16 protein-coding genes and 2 pseudogenes are annotated in these 17,985 nt (G+C 71.7%); 8 read left to right on the plus strand and 10 right to left on the minus strand.

Annotated features, from left to right (window positions below):
• Positions 1-105: 105 nt before the first annotated feature.
• The 3 genes from K7B10_RS02860 to K7B10_RS02870 are packed head-to-tail and all read right to left on the minus strand — an operon-like array spanning position 106 to position 2,619.
• Entirely contained in the window at positions 106-852 is a 747-nt protein-coding gene (locus K7B10_RS02860; protein WP_229334366.1) for a sulfite exporter TauE/SafE family protein, read from the minus strand.
• Positions 849-1,208: a rhodanese-like domain-containing protein gene (locus K7B10_RS02865; protein WP_229334367.1), complete on the minus strand. Its 360-nt coding sequence runs from the start codon at positions 1,206-1,208 to the stop codon at positions 849-851. Before K7B10_RS02865 ends, K7B10_RS02860 begins: the two co-directional genes overlap by 4 nt.
• A gap of 43 nt (positions 1,209-1,251) precedes the next feature.
• Entirely contained in the window at positions 1,252-2,619 is a 1,368-nt protein-coding gene (locus K7B10_RS02870) for an MBL fold metallo-hydrolase (protein ID WP_229334368.1), read from the minus strand.
• A gap of 153 nt (positions 2,620-2,772) precedes the next feature.
• On the opposite strand from K7B10_RS02870, the gene K7B10_RS02875 reads away from it, so the two are divergent.
• Both K7B10_RS02875 and K7B10_RS02880 read left to right on the plus strand, forming a co-directional pair.
• Positions 2,773-3,168, plus strand: coding sequence for a DUF302 domain-containing protein (locus K7B10_RS02875; RefSeq protein WP_229334369.1), 396 nt, complete (start codon positions 2,773-2,775; stop codon positions 3,166-3,168).
• A 238-nt stretch (positions 3,169-3,406) separates the two neighbouring features.
• Positions 3,407-3,898 carry an OsmC family protein gene (locus K7B10_RS02880; protein ID WP_229334370.1) on the plus strand — a complete coding sequence of 164 codons (492 nt, stop codon included), beginning with the start codon at positions 3,407-3,409 and terminating at the stop codon, positions 3,896-3,898.
• Between the two features lie 91 nt (positions 3,899-3,989).
• Here K7B10_RS02880 and K7B10_RS02885 read toward each other — a convergent pair whose 3' ends face one another.
• A complete protein-coding gene (locus K7B10_RS02885; protein ID WP_229334371.1) occupies positions 3,990-4,421 on the minus strand; it encodes a hypothetical protein in 432 nt (143 codons plus the stop codon).
• 119 nt (positions 4,422-4,540) lie between these two features.
• Here K7B10_RS02885 and K7B10_RS02890 point away from each other — a divergent pair, with 119 nt between their 5' ends.
• The 3 genes and pseudogenes from K7B10_RS02890 to K7B10_RS02900 all read left to right on the plus strand — a co-directional run.
• Complete coding sequence (locus tag K7B10_RS02890) at positions 4,541-5,005, plus strand: Crp/Fnr family transcriptional regulator (RefSeq protein ID WP_229334372.1); 465 nt, start codon at positions 4,541-4,543, stop codon at positions 5,003-5,005.
• Positions 5,006-5,033: 28 nt separating this feature from the next.
• Positions 5,034-5,672: a CBS domain-containing protein gene (locus K7B10_RS02895; RefSeq protein WP_229334373.1), complete on the plus strand. Its 639-nt coding sequence runs from the start codon at positions 5,034-5,036 to the stop codon at positions 5,670-5,672.
• A 56-nt stretch (positions 5,673-5,728) separates the two neighbouring features.
• Positions 5,729-5,812 (plus strand): annotated as a pseudogene (locus K7B10_RS02900) (LuxR C-terminal-related transcriptional regulator); the annotation flags it as partial.
• A gap of 212 nt (positions 5,813-6,024) precedes the next feature.
• Here K7B10_RS02900 and K7B10_RS02905 read toward each other — a convergent pair.
• From K7B10_RS02905 to ppk2, 3 genes are all read right to left on the minus strand, one after another.
• The gene (locus tag K7B10_RS02905; RefSeq protein WP_372481529.1) at positions 6,025-6,276 is read right to left on the minus strand and encodes a universal stress protein; all 252 of its coding nucleotides are present in this window, start codon (positions 6,274-6,276) and stop codon (positions 6,025-6,027) included.
• A 60-nt stretch (positions 6,277-6,336) separates the two neighbouring features.
• Positions 6,337-7,230 carry a universal stress protein gene (locus K7B10_RS02910; protein WP_229334375.1) on the minus strand — a complete coding sequence of 298 codons (894 nt, stop codon included), beginning with the start codon at positions 7,228-7,230 and terminating at the stop codon, positions 6,337-6,339.
• A gap of 632 nt (positions 7,231-7,862) precedes the next feature.
• Positions 7,863-8,657, minus strand: coding sequence for a polyphosphate kinase 2 (gene ppk2 / locus K7B10_RS02915; protein ID WP_229334376.1), 795 nt, complete (start codon positions 8,655-8,657; stop codon positions 7,863-7,865).
• 306 nt (positions 8,658-8,963) lie between these two features.
• Between ppk2 and K7B10_RS02920 the strand changes: the two genes are divergently transcribed.
• Both K7B10_RS02920 and K7B10_RS02925 read left to right on the plus strand, forming a co-directional pair.
• The gene (locus K7B10_RS02920; protein ID WP_229334377.1) at positions 8,964-11,324 is read left to right on the plus strand and encodes a phosphoketolase family protein; all 2,361 of its coding nucleotides are present in this window, start codon (positions 8,964-8,966) and stop codon (positions 11,322-11,324) included.
• Between the two features lie 444 nt (positions 11,325-11,768).
• A complete protein-coding gene (locus K7B10_RS02925; RefSeq protein ID WP_229334378.1) occupies positions 11,769-12,701 on the plus strand; it encodes an endonuclease/exonuclease/phosphatase family protein in 933 nt (310 codons plus the stop codon).
• Positions 12,702-12,790: 89 nt separating this feature from the next.
• Here the strand turns inward: K7B10_RS02925 and K7B10_RS41790 are convergent.
• Both K7B10_RS41790 and K7B10_RS02935 read right to left on the minus strand, forming a co-directional pair.
• Positions 12,791-13,036, minus strand: a pseudogene (locus tag K7B10_RS41790) (DUF7639 domain-containing protein); the annotation flags it as partial.
• 11 nt (positions 13,037-13,047) lie between these two features.
• Complete coding sequence (locus K7B10_RS02935; RefSeq protein WP_229344721.1) at positions 13,048-13,527, minus strand: MarR family winged helix-turn-helix transcriptional regulator; 480 nt, start codon at positions 13,525-13,527, stop codon at positions 13,048-13,050.
• A gap of 172 nt (positions 13,528-13,699) precedes the next feature.
• Between K7B10_RS02935 and K7B10_RS02940 the strand changes: the two genes are divergently transcribed.
• Positions 13,700-14,830 carry an NADH:flavin oxidoreductase gene (locus K7B10_RS02940; RefSeq protein ID WP_229334379.1) on the plus strand — a complete coding sequence of 377 codons (1,131 nt, stop codon included), beginning with the start codon at positions 13,700-13,702 and terminating at the stop codon, positions 14,828-14,830.
• A 200-nt stretch (positions 14,831-15,030) separates the two neighbouring features.
• On the opposite strand, the gene rph is transcribed toward K7B10_RS02940, so the two are convergent.
• On the minus strand, positions 15,031-17,631 hold the full coding sequence (rph, locus tag K7B10_RS02945; protein WP_229334380.1) for a rifamycin-inactivating phosphotransferase: 2,601 nt from the start codon (positions 17,629-17,631) through the stop codon (positions 15,031-15,033).
• Positions 17,632-17,985 lie beyond the last annotated feature (354 nt).

Consider the following 17,985-nt stretch of genomic DNA (forward strand, 5'->3'; position numbering starts at 1 on the left):
CATCCTTATTGTCGATTACACCCTGTCATAGGCGATATTTTACCCGGGGGGGTATAGAGGAGGGCGTGGCGACGGGGCTCCGTCACGGGTTGCGGAGGGGGAGGGTCAGTGGAGGGCGTCGATGAGCATGAGGGCGGCGACGGCCAGGAGCACGATCGCGAAGATCCGTTGGAGGGTGGGGCCGGAGATTCTGGAGGCGAGGCGTTTGCCGTCCCAGGCGCCGAGGATCGCGGCGCCGGTGAAAGGGGCGATGACCGCCCAATCCAGGGGCGTGCTGGTGCCGGCGCGGGCGGCGAGCGCGGCGAGGGAGTTGAGGGTGATGACCAGCAGGCTGGTGCCGACCGCGGCGCGCATGCGCAGTCCGAGGACGCCTACGAGTGCGGGGACGGCGAGGAAGCCGCCGCCGACGCCGAGAAACCCGGTGACCGCCCCGAGTCCGGCGCCCGCGCCTGCGGCCCGCGCCGGTCTGACGGGCCTGGGCTGCCGTTCGGGATGGGGCGGCTTGAGCATCCTGAGGGCGGCGAGGGCCGCGATCGCGGCGAACGCTGCGGTCAGCCCCGCTTCGGGCAGGCGGGTGGCGAGGGTGGCCGCGGCGATCGCCGGTACGATCCCGGCGGCCGCGAACAGGACGCCGGTCTTCCATCGGACGTTGCCGGAGGTGGCGTGGGCGTAGAGGGCGGTCGCGGAGGTGGCGGCGACGATGATCAGTGAGGCGGTGGTGGCGGCGGCCGGTGTGAAGCCGAGGAGGTAGATCAGGGCGGGGACGGCCAGGACACTGCCGCCGCCTCCGAGCGCCCCGAGGGCCAGGCCGATGACGGCCCCGGCGGCGAGGGCGAGTATGAGCGTGCTCACGCTATCCGGCCGCTGCTTCCGCGTTCGTCGACGACCGGCAGCCCGGCTGCCGCCCAAGCGTTCATGCCGCCCTTGACGTCGACGGCCTCGGCTCCGCGCCCGGCCAGGAGTTTGGCGGCCTGTTGGGAGCGGTGCCCGGAGCGGCAGATCACCACCAGCGGCCGGCCTTCGGCGACGGAGGGCAGGGTGGCGCCGGTGACCAGCCTGGAGAGCGGAACGTGGACGGCGCCGGGGGCGTGGCCGGCGTTCCACTCGACCTGCTCGCGTACATCGAGGAGAACGGCGTCGCCGTCGATGGTGTTCTGGCGGGCCTGGGCGGGGGTGACGCGGTCAGCGCCGCGACGGAAGAGGAACATCCGTCTTCCTTCCGATTGTCGGTGGGGAGGGGGTGGCTGCGGTTCAGCTGCCGGTGCCGGCGGTGAGGGGCAGGCCGGCGTCGGCCGCCGCGTCGAAGGAGTCGTCGACTGCGACGACGTCGCGGCCCGCGGCGTCGAGCAGGGACGCGGCGATACCCGCGCGCATCCCGCCCGCGCAGTGCACCCAGACCGTCCCTGCCGGTACGTCGGCCAAGCAGCGGTGGAGATGGTGGATCGGGATGTGTACGGAGCCTTCGATCCAGCCCGTGGCGCGTTCGGAGTTCCGGCGCACGTCGAGGATCACGTCCGGGCCGGGGTCCAGGGCGGCGAGGTCGGCGAAAGTGGCGCGGGGGAAGGAGCGCGGGGTGTGGCCGCCGGGTATCCAGTCGCGGGGGGTGCCGGTGGCGGCCGCGGCCGGGCGGTCGATGCCGACGCGGACCAGCTCGCGCTGAGCCGCGGCGAGCTGGGCGGGTGACTCCGCGAGCAGCGTGACGGGCTTGCCCCGGGGAATCATCCAGGCGAGGTAGGTGGCGATCTTCCCCTCCGCCTCGAAGTTGAACGAGCCGGCGACGTGGCCTTCGGCGAACGCGATCCGGTTGCGCAGGTCCACCACCCACTCCCCGGCGGCCAGGCGGTCGGCGATGTCGGCGGCCTCGGCCCACGGGGGCACGGTCAGGTCCACCGGGCTGGGGCCTTCGGCGTTGGCCGGGCCCATGTGGGCGTAGTAGGCGGGCACGTCCTCCAGGCCGCCCAGCAGGGCGGCGACGAAGGACCCGACGTCCTTGACCAGGGCGTCGTTGCCGACCTTCTCCTTGCCGATGGTGGTGGTGTCGCCCTCCGACTGGGAGGAGGAACAGAAGCTGCCGAAGCCGTGGGTGGGCAGCACCGGGGTCTCGTCGGGGAGCTCGGCGGCCAGCCGGTGGGCGGATGCGTGCTGGGCGCGGGCCAGCTGTTCGGTCAGCCGTGGTTCGACCAGGTCGGGGCGGCCCACCGAGCCGATCAGGAGCGACCCGCCAGTGAACACCGCGGCCACGGTTCCCTGCTCTTGCAGGACGTAGGAGGTGTGGTGCGGGGTGTGTCCGGGTGTGGCCATCGCCCGCAGGGTGATGTCCCCGTCCACGGTGACCACATCGCCGTCGGCGACTGGGATGCGGGCGAAGGCCACGCGGGCGGCGGCGGGCACGAGGTAGGCGGCGCCGGTGATGCGGGCCAGGTCCAGGCCGCCGGTGAGGTAGTCGTTGTGGACGTGCGTTTCCACCACGTGCGAGAGGCGCACACCTCGCGCGGCAGCCGCCGCCAGGACTCGGTCGATGTCGCGGGGCGGGTCCACCACCACCGCGGTGTGCGCGCCGCCTGCCAGGTAGCTGCGGTTTCCGAGGCCCTCGGTCTCGATGGTGTCGATGAAGAACACGCGGTTGCTCCTTTCGGCTGACATTTACCCCCGGGGGTATATTTTCGAGCCTAGCACGGGTACCCCGGGGGGTATTTTGGGCGATGCAGCGAACCCGCTCACACCGGGCGGCCACCCGCCGCCCGGTCTCGCACCCCGGACAGGGATGACGCCATGCGCTACGACCGGACCGTCCACCTCGATGCAGACTTCCCCACGACCGTGGCCGCGGTCCGCGAGGCCCTTGCCGCACAGGGCTTCGGCATCCTCACCGAGATCGACGTCACCGCCACCCTGAAGGCCAAGCTCGGCCACGACATGGAGGACTACCTGATCCTCGGCGCCTGCAACCCGCCGCTCGCCCGCCAGGCCCTGGACGCCGACCGCACCGTCGGCCTCCTCCTGCCCTGCAACGTCGTGGTCCGCACCGACGGCGACCGCACCGCCGTCCAGGCCCTGGACCCCGGCGTCATGGTCACCCTCACCGGCCTGCCCGCCCTCCAACCCGTCGCCGAGGAGGCCACCCGCCGCCTCGACGCCGCCCTCAGCGCCCTCGAAACCACCGGATGACCGCCTCACACAGGCCGCCGGGGCGGGAAGAGGGCAACCCCGCAGCAGCCGAGCGCCGGACGACGAGTCGATCCGGCCGGTCCCAAACGGTGCCTGCAAGGCCGACCGGAGCGCTCCGAGCCGGCCGAGTCGGCCCTCAGGGGCCAAGAGGTCCCCGCCGGGACCCGAAAGGCTCATGCCCGAGGACCGCCAGCAAGATCAGAATGGCAATAGCCCACCCGAAACCGGAGACCCCGCCATGACGGACACCGCACCGGCACAGTCGTCAAAGGACCTGCAACGACTCGACGTCACCCATGTCGAGGGCGACGTGTACGCCATCGACGTGCGCGGACACCAGCTCCGCGTGGACCAGCCACTCGGAGCGGGCGGGACGGACACCGCACCCACGCCGACCGAACTGTTCGCCGCTTCCCTCGCCACGTGCGTCGCCTTCTACGCGGGGCGCTACCTGCTGCGCCACGGCCTGCCCCGGACGGGCCTGAGCGTGCGGACGGAGTTCGCGATGGCCGCCGACCCACCCGCCCGCGTGGCCTCGGTGCACGTCGTGGTCACCCCGCCTCCCGAGCTGCCCGAGGAGCGGCGCGCCGGACTCCTCGCCGTCGCCTCGCACTGCACCGTCCACAACACGCTCCGGCAACCTCCGGAAACCACCGTCGAGCTGGAACCCTCCACTCCCGGTCGGCGTACAGACGAGTCGGCCCCGAGCCGAGCGTCCGACAGGCCCTGAGCAGCGCCGGCGCCGCGGCGGAGGCGGCCTTCGCCGACTTCTTGTGTTCCGGTCGGTCCCTCTTCGCGGTCGTGGCGGGTGACCAGCGGGATCAGTCCGTCCCGGTCCGGGTGAGCCGTTTACGGTCGGCGGTCCCGGCCACCTTGATCGGGCAGGGCGCCACCCGAGGGCCCCAACGGCCTGGTTCCTCCCCCGCCCAGCGGGCGGTGTCCAGGTAGAAGGCACGCACGGCGATGAAGATCATCACTCGGTCGGCGCGTTCGACGACCGTCTCCTCGACGGCGCCGCGTTCCGCCAGGTAGTCGACGATCAGGGCTCGGATCGGGCCGGAGGCGAGCGGGTGGCGGTCGACGAGCTGGGCACAGGTGAGCTGCCCGGTGACCCTCTCCAGGAACCGCGAGGTGGTTGGGGCGTCGGCCGGCAGGTGGCCCAGCTCGCGCAGCCACGCGTAAGAGAGCGTGCCGCCGCCGCTGACGCCGCGGGCAGTGCGGCGCAGCGTGACCGGGCCGTCTGCTACCGGCATCGGCGCGTGCGCCGATGCCGGGCAGGGGCCGATCGGCCCCTGCCCGGGGACCACAGGGCCCATGCCCGGGACCGGCGGGAGGGCCGAGACTGAAGACGGACCCGAACAGGAGGCCGTCCATGCGCACCCCGTCACCCACCCGCGTCTCCGAGGCACTGCCCGCCGACTGCCGTTCCCGGCTGATGGAACTGGCCCACGAGGTCAATTTCGACGAGGGAACGCGTCTTTTCCGCGAGGGCGGTCACGCCGACCGGTTCTGGATCGTCCGGTCGGGCACCGTGACCCTGGACGTCCACGTGCCCGGGCGGCGCGCCGCGGTCATCGAGAGCCTCGGCGCCGGCCAGCTGGTCGGCTGCTCGTGGCTCTTCAAGCCGTACGCCTGGCGCCTGGGCGCCGAGGCGATGACGCCCGTCCGCGCGTACGAGTTCGACGCGGAGCGAGTGCGGGCGCTGATGGACGCCGACGCCGTATTCGGCTCCGCCCTGGGCCACTGGGTCGGCCAGGTCCTCGCCAACCGGCTGCAGGCGGCCCGAGTTCGCCTTCTCGATCTGTACGCGCCTTACGGCAGCGGCAGCTTCCTCTGACCATCCGTACGGCGAAGGAGCCCCGGCCATGCCCGCATCCCGCTACACCGTCAGTGACGTCATGACGCACACGGCCGTCGCCATCGGCCGGGAGGCGTCCTACAAGGAGATCGTCGAGCTGATGGACCAGTGGAAGGTCAGCGCGGTCCCCGTTCTGGAAGGTGAGGGGCGCGTCGTCGGCCTGGTCTCCGAGGCGGACCTGCTGCCGAAGGAGGAGTTCCGGCGTACGGACCCCGTGCTGCCCGAGCAGCTGGAGGAGGCTTCGAAGGCAGGCGCGGTGCTGGCCGAGGAGCTCATGTCGAGCCCGGCGATCACCGTGCACCCCGATGCTCCGGTCGCCGAAGCCGCCCGGATCATGGCCCGCAAGCACGTCAAGCGCCTGCCCGTGGTGAACGCGCTCGGCATGCTGGAGGGTGTGGTCAGCCGCAGTGACCTCCTGAAGGTGTTCCTGCGGCCCGACGAGGAGCTCGAAGAGGAGATCCGCCAGACCGTGCTCACCGAGCTCACACCCGGCGTGGACATGGAATTCGCCGTACAGGACGGGGTCGTCACTCTGCGCGGCCCACTGCGGGACCGGGCCGTGGTCCCGCTGATCGCGCGGGCGATCCGCGCGGTCGAGGGTGTCGTGGACGTCCGGATGGAGCTGGAAAGCACCATCGCCGCCTAGCCTGCCTTCTCGTCGGTCGCAGGGTGCGTTGCGCGCCTTACCGAGACAGTTCTGCGAAGGACGCCCGCCCGGCGGCGCTGTCCGAACGTGAACGGGCCGTCCTGGCGCTCATCGGCGAGGGGCTCACCAACCGGCAGATCACCACGACGGTGCCGGCGCCGACCGTGTCAGCCGCGGGCTTCGCGGAGGATTCCGTCACTCCCACGGTCGTGCTGAAGACGACCACCAGCCCGATGACGGCGGCGTCCGGGTGGTCACCGATCGCGATGGTCAGGAGTGCGGGGCACCGAGCAGCCGAGCAGCCGAGCAGCCGACGGACGGCATTTCGAGCGCGCGACCGGTCATGGCTGGCTCATCCGGTGGGGACGGTGATCACCGGGTAGTGCGCGCGGTGCAGGAGGCCGTGGGCGACGGATCCGATCCGCATGCCGGTGTATCCGCCGCGTCCGCGGCGGCCCACGACGACGGCCAGGGCGTGCTCGGCCACGCGTGCCAGTTCCCCGACCGGGTGGCCGGTGAGGACCTCGTGGGTGACGTGCACGTCCGGATACTTCTCGGACAGGCCTGCCGTGGCCTCGGAAAGCAGGGTGCGCTGGGCCCGCAGAGCCGCCCCCGGAGGTCGGCTTCGTCGAAGGCGAAGTCCACCGCGGCGGTGGCGGACGCGCTAGTCGCTGCCCGTCCGGGGGATGAGGAGGACGGGGCAGTGGGCGTGGTGCAGCAGGCTGTGCGTGGCCCTGCCCAGGTTGGGGGCGAGTCCGAGGGGCCCTGGGACCCGGCGGCCGCCCATGACGAGCAGGTCTGCGTGCCGGGACGCCTCGACCAGCACACCGGCCACGGAGACGCTCTTCTCCGCATCGGCACGCAGCTCCAGGTCGGGGAACTCGTCGTAGACCACGTCCGTGACGGCCCGCAGGGTCTCTGCGTGCCCGCCGGCGATCTCGTCGATCCCGTCGAGCATGCTGACCACCTCGCCGACGGACTGGAGCACGTTCCACACGTGCAGCAGCCGGAGGGAGGCCTTGTGCAGCTCGGCTTCCCGGGCCGCGTACCGGGCGATCAGGAGGTCGTGTGGGTCGCGGATCGCCGCGAGGACCGTGCCGGTCTCCTCGGTCCCTTCGACGCCTCGGACGACGATGACGGGGGTCGTGGCGATGGCCGCGGTTTCCAGCCCGACCGAGCCGAGCATGAGCGAGTCGAACCCGCCCAGGCCGCGGTTGCCCACCACGACCGTGCCGTGGAGCCTTCCGGCCCGGTGCAGGCTGTCGACGGCGCCCGCGCGGCTGAACTCGGTGGTCACGTTCAACCCGGGGTACTCCGCCGACACGGCCTTCGCCGTGTCGTCCAGGAGCTCGAGGCCGCCCAGACGGACCCGTTCGATGGTCTCCGCCGACATGTGCAAGGCCCGGCCGTCGGTGCCGGCGCCGTACACGACGTGCAGCGGACGGTCCCGGCGTACGGCCTCCCTGGCCGCCCACAGGGCAGCGACGCGTGCCGGCTGCGAGCCGTCCACGCCGACGGTGACCGAGCTGGTGTCCGGGGTGCGGAATGCGCTTTCCACGATTCCTCCCAAACGAGAGGCCGATGAGGGGCACCACTCACGCTGGCACCGTCGGCGCTGTGGGAAGAGGGCCGCCCGGGGCCGCCGGCGGGGCCAAAGGTCCCCATCCTCACGGCTTGGCACTCAGGGCCCTCGCGGGCCCCCGACGACACGGACACCACGCACGCGGCCGGGGCCCGGCAGGCAATGCCCTGGTGACGAGCAGCGCAACGCACGAAGGGAACCGCGGGCGGAACGAACCACGTGGCCGTCACCGCCCACGGCTGAAGGAGCGGAAACCGGTGAACGGCCGTGCGAGGAACGCAGAAAGGACGGAAAGAGTCCGCCCGCTTCTCGCGGATCCCGATTGTGCGGTGCACGGCGCTCGGCCGCTTCTCCGCATCCTCTCAAGGACCCTTTCCGCACTTCCATGAAATCACCCCCGGGCGGAACCCACCAGGGCCGGCCGGACCGCTTCGGTGTCCCGGACGGCCCTACCCGCGGACAGGTCGCCCTTCGCGCGGCGACCTGCTCAAGGTCTTCCTGCGGCCGGACGAGGGCATCGGCGCCGAGATGCGCCCCGGCACGCCCCGCCGCCCGTTGACCGAAGTGCTGGAAATCCGGGAGTGGACCCCGCCGGCGTCCGTCGCGGTTCAGTCCTTCCCGAGGGTGGCCGCATGGTCGGGTACGGCGGTCTGCAGGTCCTTGGACGGACGCTGGTAGCCCGTGGACGGCGGCCTCGGCGGCAAGGTCAGCGACGGTGCGGCCACGTCCTCGTAGGGAATCGAAGAGAGCAAGTGGGCCATCATGTTCAGCCGCGCGCTGCGCTTGTCGTCGCTCTCGACCACGTACCAGGGGGCGTCGGCCGTGTCCGTGTGGACGAGCATCTCGTCCTTGGCCCGCGAGTACGCCTCCCAGCGAGTGAGGGACTCCAGATCCATCGGGGAGAGTTTCCACCGGCGCAGCGGGTCCTCCGAGCGGCGCCGGAACCGCTCCTCCTGCACCGCGTCGCTGACGGAGAACCAGTACTTGCGGAGCAAGATCCCGTCCTCGACCAGCATCCGCTCGAACATCGGGCACTGCCGCAGGAAGAGCTGGTGCTCGGCGGGTGTGCAGAAGCCCATGACGTGCTCCACTCCGGCGCGGTTGTACCAGCTGCGGTCGAAGAGGACGATCTCTCCGGCGGCGGGCAGGTGCTCGACGTACCGCTGGAAGTACCACTGGGTACGCTCCCGCCCGGTCGGTGTGGGCAGGGCTGCGATGCGCGCGACACGGGGGTTCAGGTGCTCGGCGACGCGCTTGATCGTGCCTCCCTTGCCCGCGGCGTCACGGCCCTCGAAGACGACGACCAGGCGGGCGCCTTCCGCACGCGTCCACTCCTGGACCTTGACCAGCTCCGTCTGCAGCCGCAGCAGCTCTCGCTCGTAGACCGCCCTCTTGAGACTCATCGCCGCCACCGTCCCTTTCGCCGTCCAGTGCTGCGATCAAGTCGGGCACGGCACGCGCCCGCGCGCAAGGGTGCCCCGCGTGTCACACGGGTGTGTCGAGACGCCGGCACCGACCTCACCGTCAGCTTCACCGCGTGCGCCTCCATCACCCACTCGCGGACTCCCGGCCGGGCGCCGTGGCACACAGGGCCCAACGGTCCCTCCCCCAGGGCCGGTCATCCCCTCGCGGCGCCGACTCGGGGAGGGCAGTGTGGAGGGATCGGCTCAGTCGACGAAAATCCCGGACCGTCGCACTCAGGAGCGGGCATGACCTCGTACCCCATCACGGAGCTCGACGCGCACTGGCGCGCCGCCAACTATCTGGCGGTCGGCCAGATCTACCTCATGGACAACCCCCTCCTCACCGAGCCGCTGCGGCCGGAGCACATCAAGCCGCGGCTGCTCGGCCACTGGGGCACCTCCCCCGGGCTGAACCTCGTCCACACCCACCTCAACCGCGTGATCAAGGACCGCTCGCTGGACGCCCTGTGCGTCTGGGGTCCGGGCCACGGCGGTCCCGCCGTCCTCGCCAACTCCTGGCTGGAGGGCACGTACACCGAGACCTACCCGGACATCACGCGGGACGCGACCGGCATGCGCGCGCTCTTCCGGCAGTTCTCCTTCCCCGGCGGCGTACCGAGTCACGTGGCCCCCGAGACGCCCGGCTCGGTCCATGAAGGCGGCGAGCTCGGATACTCCCTCGCCCACGCCTACGGAGCCGCCTTCGACCACCCCGACCTGCTGGTCGCCTGCGTCATCGGTGACGGCGAGGCCGAAACGGGGCCGCTGGCCGCGTCCTGGCACTCCAACAAGTTCCTCGACCCGGTCCACGACGGCGCGGTCCTGCCGATCCTGCACCTGAACGGCTACAAGATCGCCAACCCGACGGTGCTGTCGCGCATCCCCGAGGCCGAGCTCGACTCGCTGCTGCGCGGATACGGCCACGACCCGCTCTACGTGAGCGGCAGCGACCCCGCCCTGGTCCACCGGGCCATGGCCCGCGCGATGGACGAGGCCCTGGACCGCATCGCGGCCATCCAGCGCGAGGCACGGACGGCGGGCACCGGTCCGGGCCGGGAGTACGCGCACTGGCCGGTGATCGTGCTGCGCACCCCCAAGGGCTGGACCGGACCCGCGACCGTCGACGGTGATCCGGTCGAGGGCACCTGGCGCGCCCACCAGGTGCCGCTCGCAGGAGTGCGCGAGGACCCCGGGCACCTGAAGCAGCTGGAGACCTGGCTGCGCTCGTACCGGCCGGAGGAGCTCTTCGACACCGACGGGCGGCCCTCCGAGGAGGTTCTCGCATGGGTCCCGCGGGGTGAGCGCCGCCTGGGCGCCGTCCCGTACGCGAACGGCGGCCGGCTGCTGCGGCCGCTTCCGCTGCCGGCCCTCGGTGCGTACGCCGTCCCCGTCGACAAGCCGGGCAGCAGCCTCCACGAACCGACGCGGGTCCTCGGACGCCTCCTCAGCCAGATCATGCGCGACACCGCCGAGCGGCGGGACTTCAGGGTCGTCGGTCCGGACGAGACCGCCTCGAACCGGCTGGACGACCTGTACGAAGTCACCGGCAAAGCCTGGCAGGCGCTGACCGAGGCCACGGACACGAACCTGTCGCGGGACGGCCGCGTCATGGAGATCCTGTCCGAACACGTCTGCCAGGGCTGGCTGGAGGGGTACCTCCTCACCGGCCGCCACGGATTCTTCTCCACCTACGAGGCCTTCGCCCACATCGTCGACTCCATGGTCGGCCAGCACATCAAGTGGCTGAAGACCTCGCGCGAGCTGTCCTGGCGGGCACCGATCGCCTCCCTCAACTACCTTCTCACCTCGCACGTCTGGCGCCAGGACAACAACGGCTTCTCCCACCAGGACCCGGGCTTCGTCGACCACGTGCTCAACAAGTGCCCCGAGGTCGTACGGGTCTACCTGCCGCCGGACGCCAACACCCTCCTCGCCGTGGCCGATCACGCCCTGCGCAGCCGCGACCAGGTCAATGTCATCGTCGCCGGGAAGCAGCCCTCCTTCGACTGGCTGTCCGTCGACGAGGCCCGGGCCCACGTCGCGCGGGGCGCCGGCATCTGGGAGTGGGCGGGGACCGACCACGGCTCCCGCGATCCCGACGTCGTCCTCGCCTGCGCCGGGGACGTGCCCACCACGGAGGTCCTCGCCGCCACGGCCCTCCTGCGCGAGCACCTCCCCGAACTGGCCGTCCGGGTCGTCAACGTGGTCGACATCGCCCGGCTGATGCCCCACGAGGAACACCCGCACGGCATGACGGACACGGAGTACGACGCCCTGTTCACCACCGACAAGCCGGTGATCTTCGCTTACCACGGCTATCCATGGCTGATCCACCGCCTCGCCTACCGCCGCACCGGCCACTCCCAGCTGCACGTACGCGGGTACAAGGAGTCCGGCACGACGACCACCCCCTTCGACATGGTCGTGCGCAACGACCTCGACCGGTACCGGCTCGTCATGGACGTCATCGACCGCGTCCCGGGCCTGGCCGGCCCCGCCGAGGGACTGCGCCAGGCCATGGCCGACCAGCGCATCCGCCACCACGGCTGGATCCGCGAGCACGGCACCGACCTGCCGGAGGTCGCGGACTGGTCCTGGCCGTACTGAGCCCACCGGCGACGTGGCGGCGGTGGCAGCGGCGGTCTCAGCCGTCCCCGGCTACCTGGCTCACGGCGGGTGCTCCCCGGTCCCGTGGTGCGGGTCTGATGCCACTGTCACGCGGCCGACGGCTGGTCCGCCTGGGCCGGACGGACCCTACGGGGACCGTCCGGTCCTCCCCGCAGGACGACCAGGCAGTGCCCTCGCCCCCACTCCGGCCCGGTGCTCGACGAGATGCCGTGCGGCCAGGGGCCCGGCAGCGGTCGACTCCCGCGTTCCTGACGTCGCCGTCGAGTACGGACTCGGTCCCGATCCTGCCGCTCCGGCCGTACGCTCTTCCCCGGGCTTCGCCTGCCGCCGGACCTGCCGCTGACCGCGGGGAACGCGTTGCGCGGAGTTTCGATCTTTGTCGGTGGGATCGGCCCGACGGGCCGGGTTGTGGGGAGAGCAGTCATGCGCAAGTTCTTGGGGGCCGCGGCGGGGGCCGCGGCGGGGGCCGCGCTGGTGGTGCTCGGGGTGGGGCCCGGGGCGAGCGTGGCCGCGACCCCGCCGGCCGGGACCAACCTGCAGGTGCTGAGCTGGAACATGTGCGACGTCGTGCGGTGGGGCGGATGCGCGGAGCGGCAGACCGACGCCAAGGTCGCACTGCTGAAGCAGCAGGTCCAACAGCGGTACGTGCAGGCCATGCTGCTGCAGGAGGTCTGCCAGAGCACCTTGCGGAAGCTGACCGCCGAGCTCGGCCCGGCGTGGAGCGTCAGCTTCCAGCCGTACCACTGGTCGCAGAGGGGTGTCATCACCACGGTCAGCCCGTGCGAGACCAAGCCGGGCACCAGCGAGCCGCTGGACCCGAACGACGACGTCGGCACCGCCATCGTGGTCAAGGCGGGCCTGTCGGCCCCGCTCAAGTACCCGGTGGTGCAGCCGAGTACGGCGCTGGTCCCGCCCTTCCACTGTGCGACCGCCGACTACTTCGAGGTCCGGCTGTGCGCCGTGCACAGCCCGCGCGAGCTGAGCGAGGAGGACCCCGACTATCCCGGCCTCGACTACCGCGACGACTACCAGCTCGCGGTCTCCGACATCGTCGAGGACTCCCCCAAGGTGGTGTTCGGCGGCGACTTCAACACCCTGCCGCCCGACGCCGGCGCGAAGTACGCCAAGGTGTGGAAGCCCGCGGACCTGTACTCCGCGTTCAAGGAGTGCGACCAGAAGAACTTCCCGGGCCGCACCGGCACCGCCACTCATTCCAGCAACACCAAGCTCGACTACCTCTTCAGCAACCTGAAGCCGCGGTCCTGCTTCGTCGAGCCGACGGCCCCGGAGGGCCAGAAGAACCTCTCCGACCACCGGTTCCTCGTCTACAGCGTGGAAGTCGCGCCCTCCGCGTGAGATCGGGTGCGGGATCGCGGCCGGGCCAGCAACGGCCCGGCCGCGATCCCGCACCTCCGGGAACAGGCTCCGGCCTCTCCTTGTCCGGCCTTGCGGTCCATGTCGCCGAGCGCGTAGTGGCGCATCGTCTCGGGGATGGCCAGGTCGGCCGCCAGGGCAGCGGCCCGGTCGTCCTCCGTCCGGTCGCCCATGAAGGCGTCCACCGCGGCGAGGCAGCGGCCGGTCGGGTCGGGGCGGCCGTTCAGCTCGTCGATGGCGCCGCGGACCTCGGCGGGCAGGAGCTCCGGTGTCGGCCAGGCGTGCGGTTCACCGAAGGTCCACGAGGCCAGGTGATTTCCGATGGGTCCTACGTGGCGCGCGGTGCGGATTCCCGCGGGACCGGCGGGTGGCACGCGGCGCGGCCGTCGTCCTCCTCCGTGCGCGGCCAGTACCGCCCTTCGAGGGCCTCGGCGCTGCGGTTGAGCCGGACCAGGACGTCCTCCAGCTCTCGCACCTCCTCAGGGGACCAGTTGGCGACGACCCTGGCCAGGCAGGACTGATTGACCTCGCGGTCTGCGGCGAGCCGGCGCCCGCCTTCGGCGGTGATGCGCAGCTTGCGGGCCATGCCGCCGTCCGGGTCCGCGACGCGCTCGGCCAGGCCGCAGCGCAGCAGTGCGGCGGTCTGCCGGTTCACGGTCGAGGTGTCGAGCCCGAAGGCCTCCGCCAACTGTCCGATGGACATGGGGCCTTGCGTGTCGATCCGGCTGAGCAGCAGGTACGCCGACCGCTCCAGGCGCTCGGGGTCGCGCTCACGCCGGGCAAGCACCTGGTGCCGCGAGAGCAGCATCAGCTCCCGCTCCAGTTTCTCCAACACTGCGCCTCCCGCTCCTTCCGGCGCTCCATTATTGCGGACGCCCCGCGCGGGGGCCGGTCGCGGCAATATGCATGATACATAGCATGTGTATTATGCACTTCTCGTTGTCACCGCGACGAGCCACGCCTCAACCCGGAGGACCCGCATGACCCTCACCACGTCCACCGCCTCCCGCGCGGCCGAGATCCTGTCACGGCCCGTCACGCTGAACGGCCTGACCGTCCCCAACCGCATCGCGATGGCTCCGATGACGCGGATGTTCTCCCCCGGCGGCGTGCCCGGCGAGGACGTGCGGGCGTACTACGCCAGCCGGGCCGCCGCGGGCGTGGGCCTGATCGTCACCGAGGGCACCTACGTCGGCCACGAGTCCGCCGGGCAGAGCGACCGGGTGCCGCGGTTCCACGGCGAGGACCAGCTGGCGGGGTGGGCGAAGGTCGCCGCGGCCGTGCACGAGGCGGGCGGCACGATCGTGCCCCAGCTGTGGCACATAGGCATGGTGCGCAAGCAGGGCGAGGCACCGTACGCCGACGCGCCCGCCGTCGGCCCCTCCGGCATCCGCGTCGACGGCACCGAGGGGACCGGCAGGGCGATGACCCGGGCCGATCTCGACGAGGTCATCGGCGCGTTCGCCGACGCCGCCGCGCAGGCCGAGCGGATCGGTTTCGACGGCGTCGAACTGCACGGCGCCCACGGCTACCTGCTCGACCAGTTCCTGTGGGAGCGGACCAACCGCCGCACCGACGACTACGGCGGCGACGCGGTGGCCCGCACCAAGTTCGCCGCGGAGATCGTGGCCGCGGTGCGCGAGCGCGTCGCGGCCGACTTCCCGGTGATCTTCCGCTACTCGCAGTGGAAGCAGGAGGCCTACGACGCCCGGCTCGCACAGACCCCGGAAGAGCTGGAGGCGATCCTGAGCCCGCTGGCGGCGGCGGGCGTCGACGCGTTCCACGCCTCCACCCGGCGCTACTGGCTCCCGGAGTTCGAGGGCTCGGACCTGAACCTGGCGGGCTGGACCAAGAAGCTCACCGGCCGGCCGGCCATCACCGTCGGCTCGGTCGGCCTCGACGGCGACTTCATCCGCGCCTTCGCCGGCGAGGGTGCGGCGCTCGGCGACATCGACAACCTCCTGGACCGCATGGAACGCGACGAGTTCGACATGGTCGCCGTCGGCCGCGCGCTGCTCCAGGACCCGCAGTGGGCGGCGAAGGTCCTGGGCAACCGCTTCGACGAGCTGGAGCCGTACGACCCGGCGGCGCTCAAGTCGCTCAGCCGGTAGCCGGTAGCCGCCGGCCGGCCCGACGCACATGGCGGCGGACCGGCCGTGCCGACGGCGGCGTCGCGTCAGGCCGGGGTCGACGGTGATGACGCGGTTCGGGTCCGTCGTGTCGTGGACCGCGTACCGGGCGGAGATCGTCGCGCTCGTGATCGAGGTCGCGCAGAAGAAGGAGCCCTCCAGCTTCACCGGGATCCCGTCGGTCAGGGCAGGAGTTCGATGTACCCGTCGGTTCCGTGGACGCGGATCCGCTGCCCGTCCCGGATCAGCCGGGTGGCCCGCTCCACGCCCACGACGGCCGGCAGACCGTACTCCCGGGCGATCACCGCGCCGTGGGTCATCAGGCCGCCCACCTCCGTCACCAGGCCGGCGATCCCGACGAACAGGGGAGACCAGCTGGGGTCCGTGAAGGGCGTGACCAGGATGTCGCCCTCTTCGAGATCGGCGTCCGCCATGTCGAGGATGACGCGGGCCCGTCCTTCGACGGTCCCGGCGGAGACCGGTACGCCGATCAGGGCCCCGGCCGGCGCGTCGTCGCGCCGGTACGCCCCGGTGAGGGCTTCGCCGTCCGAGGTGAGCACCCGGGGCGGTGTGAGCGCGTGGTGCGCCCGGAACGCGTCCTTGCGCCGCTGGACGAGCTGGGGGTCGTCCAGCCGGTGCGCGCGCACGACGTCGTCGAATTCCTGGAAGGTGAGGTAGAAGACGTCCTCCTTCTCCGGGATCACGCCCGCCCGCACGAGGCGCTCGGCCTCCTCCATCAGGGCCCGCTTGTAGATGAAGTAGCGGCTGATGATGCCGTACTTCGGGTACTCCCGGTACCCGATGAAGGTCCTGACCCGGTCGATCATCCGCTTGGCCTCGTCCGCCTTCCGCTGCCCGTCCGGCAGGTCGCGAAGGCGTGACAGTACCTCGCGTTCCTTCTGCTGCGCCTTCTGCCGCCCCTGCTCGAAGCGCCGCCCGGCGGCGCCCGGCTCGAAGTTCCTCACGTTGTCGAGGATCACGGGCACGATCGTGCTCGGCCGCTCGCGCCACCGCGGCCGCGTGATGTCGATCTCGCCGACGCAGCGCATGCCGTACCGGTCGAGGTAGGCCTCGACGGCATCGCGCGCTGCGGCGCCGCCCGGGACCTTCGCCAGCCCGTCCGGGAAGTCCTCGTCGCCTGCGCCCTGCAGGAACGCCACCACCTCCGGCCACGGCCGGATCACGTCCGCGACGTCGAGCAGCGCCAGCCCCATCTCGGACGTGATGTTGTCGGGGGCGGACAGCGTCAGCGTGTCAGCCGCGTTCTTCTCGCCCAGCCACTCCTGAAGCTTGTCGTTCAGCCACCACGTGGCCTCCATCCCCGCCATGATCGCCTGGATGCTCAGCGGATCACTGAGCACTCGCCGGTGCTCCTCGAAGGCCTCCCGCAGGAAGTCGAACAGTGCCGGTCCGCTCTTCGTACGGATCTCGCGCTCCAGGGCGGCGATGGACCTCCTGCTGCGCTCGATCAGCCCGGTGACGATCGCCGGATCGGTCTCGACCGGGGCGGACGCACCGCCGGCCGGCGGCCCGCCGGGAGCCGCGTCAGCGAGCAGCGGGACGAAGTCGTCGCGCTCGAGGACGGTCTCCAGAGCGTCCTTGATCAGCGGGTCGCCCTTCCCCATGGCGTCCAGGAGCCCGGCCCGGCTCGCGGGCGAGGCCAGGCGCCGGGTGACGTCGACGAACAGCCGTCCGCCGGCCTCGTGCATCGCCACCATGGCCGTCAGCTGCCACATGGAGTACCCCAGGGGCTTCATGGGGTCGGTCATCATCTGCCCGTGGCCGACGGAGACGTAGACGTGGTTCTCCCGGTCGCCGCTCTCCGGGACGGGGAACAGCGTCGTGACCGGCCGGCTCTGCACGATCTGGAACTCGTCGTCGACCAGGCACCATTCGATGTCCTGCGGGCGGCCGAAGTGCGCTTCGATCCGCCGCCCGAGCCCCACGAGCCGCACGGCCTGCGCGTCCGTCAGCGAGGGCTGCTCCTGCCGCCGCGCGTCGATCGCCACCTCCCGCGTACCGCCGTCCGGCAGGGCCGTCACCTCGCGCTGCTTGGCGGCGATCACCTTGGTGACGACCTCGCCGTCCCGCACCTTGAAGACGTCCGGGTTCACCAGGCCGGAGACCAGGGCCTCGCCCAGGCCGAAGCCGGCGTCCACGGTGGCGACCTTCCGGTTGCCCGTGACGGGGTCGGCCGTGAACAGGATGCCGGACGCCTGCGGGAACGCCATCCTCTGCACGACCACGGCCATGTGGACCGTACGGTGGTCGATGCCGTTCCTGCGGCGGTACGTCACGGCCCGCTCGGTGAAGAGCGAGGCCCAGCACCGGCTCACGTGCCGCAGGACCTCCGCCGGACCCACGACGTTCAGGTACGTGTCCTGCTGGCCGGCGAAGGAGGCCGTCGGCAGGTCCTCCGCCGTCGCGCTGGACCGGACGGCGTAGGCGGCCTGCTCGCCGAGCCTGCCGAGCGCGCCGGTGATCGCCGACGCGAGGTCACCCGGTACGGGAGTGCCTTCGATGGTCCGCCGGATCCGTGCGCTGAGCGTGCGGACCGCCTCCCGGTCGTCCGGGTCCACACGGGACAGCTCATCGAGCAGATCGCCGATCGACGGTGCGTCCGCCATGATCCGCCGGAAGCCGTCCGTCGTCACGCAGAAGCCCGCCGGGACCCGGACGCCTTCGATCCGCGACAGCCCGCCCAGATGCGCGCCCTTGCCGCCGACGGCCGCGAGCCGCGTCTCGTCGACGTCCTGAAGACCCAGCACGTACCGCTCCATCACTGCGACACCTCCCAGGCAGCCCTGCTCCGTTGCACTGCGTCGAGCGACCGGATCACCGGCGCCTCCCACTCCGTCGAACCTCTGCCCCCGCACGGCCCCCGCGTTTCCGCAGGCAGGCCGGCGTCTCGGGCCACCGACCGACGATTGTGCGCCGTGACGGGGGTCTTGCGGCAAGCCCCCCGACGCGCTATAAGTTGAGAGTGGCAAGGAGAGGGCTCTCCTTGCCTTTATCGTTTGCCGCCCTCCCACGCGCTCTACCGGGCCGGTCCCCTTCCGGGCAGGATGACCCGGCGCACCGGAGGTCACCCGCGGCCGTGACCCCCGCCCGGTCCCGACCGTGATCCGGAGGTCCCA

Origin of the sequence: Streptomyces flavotricini (genome assembly GCF_020639365.1) — a bacterium.
GTDB lineage: Bacteria > Actinomycetota > Actinomycetes > Streptomycetales > Streptomycetaceae > Streptomyces > Streptomyces flavotricini.

Bases quoted from the DNA above. Each gene is read 5' to 3' on its own strand.
- K7B10_RS02935 (WP_229344721.1), bottom strand. From the start codon at position 13,527: ATGCTGCTCTCGCGGCACCAGGTGCTTGCCCGGCGTGAGCGCGACCCC.
- K7B10_RS02925 (WP_229334378.1), top strand. From the start codon at position 11,769: ATGCGCAAGTTCTTGGGGGCCGCGGCGGGGGCCGCGGCGGGGGCCGCG.
- K7B10_RS02895 (WP_229334373.1), top strand. From the start codon at position 5,034: ATGCCCGCATCCCGCTACACCGTCAGTGACGTCATGACGCACACGGCC.
- ppk2 (WP_229334376.1), bottom strand. From the start codon at position 8,657: ATGAGTCTCAAGAGGGCGGTCTACGAGCGAGAGCTGCTGCGGCTGCAG.
- K7B10_RS02920 (WP_229334377.1), top strand. From the start codon at position 8,964: ATGACCTCGTACCCCATCACGGAGCTCGACGCGCACTGGCGCGCCGCC.
- K7B10_RS02875 (WP_229334369.1), top strand. From the start codon at position 2,773: ATGCGCTACGACCGGACCGTCCACCTCGATGCAGACTTCCCCACGACC.
- K7B10_RS02940 (WP_229334379.1), top strand. From the start codon at position 13,700: ATGACCCTCACCACGTCCACCGCCTCCCGCGCGGCCGAGATCCTGTCA.
- K7B10_RS02890 (WP_229334372.1), top strand. From the start codon at position 4,541: ATGCGCACCCCGTCACCCACCCGCGTCTCCGAGGCACTGCCCGCCGAC.
- K7B10_RS02885 (WP_229334371.1), bottom strand. From the start codon at position 4,421: ATGCCGGTAGCAGACGGCCCGGTCACGCTGCGCCGCACTGCCCGCGGC.
- K7B10_RS02880 (WP_229334370.1), top strand. From the start codon at position 3,407: ATGACGGACACCGCACCGGCACAGTCGTCAAAGGACCTGCAACGACTC.
- K7B10_RS02865 (WP_229334367.1), bottom strand. From the start codon at position 1,208: ATGTTCCTCTTCCGTCGCGGCGCTGACCGCGTCACCCCCGCCCAGGCC.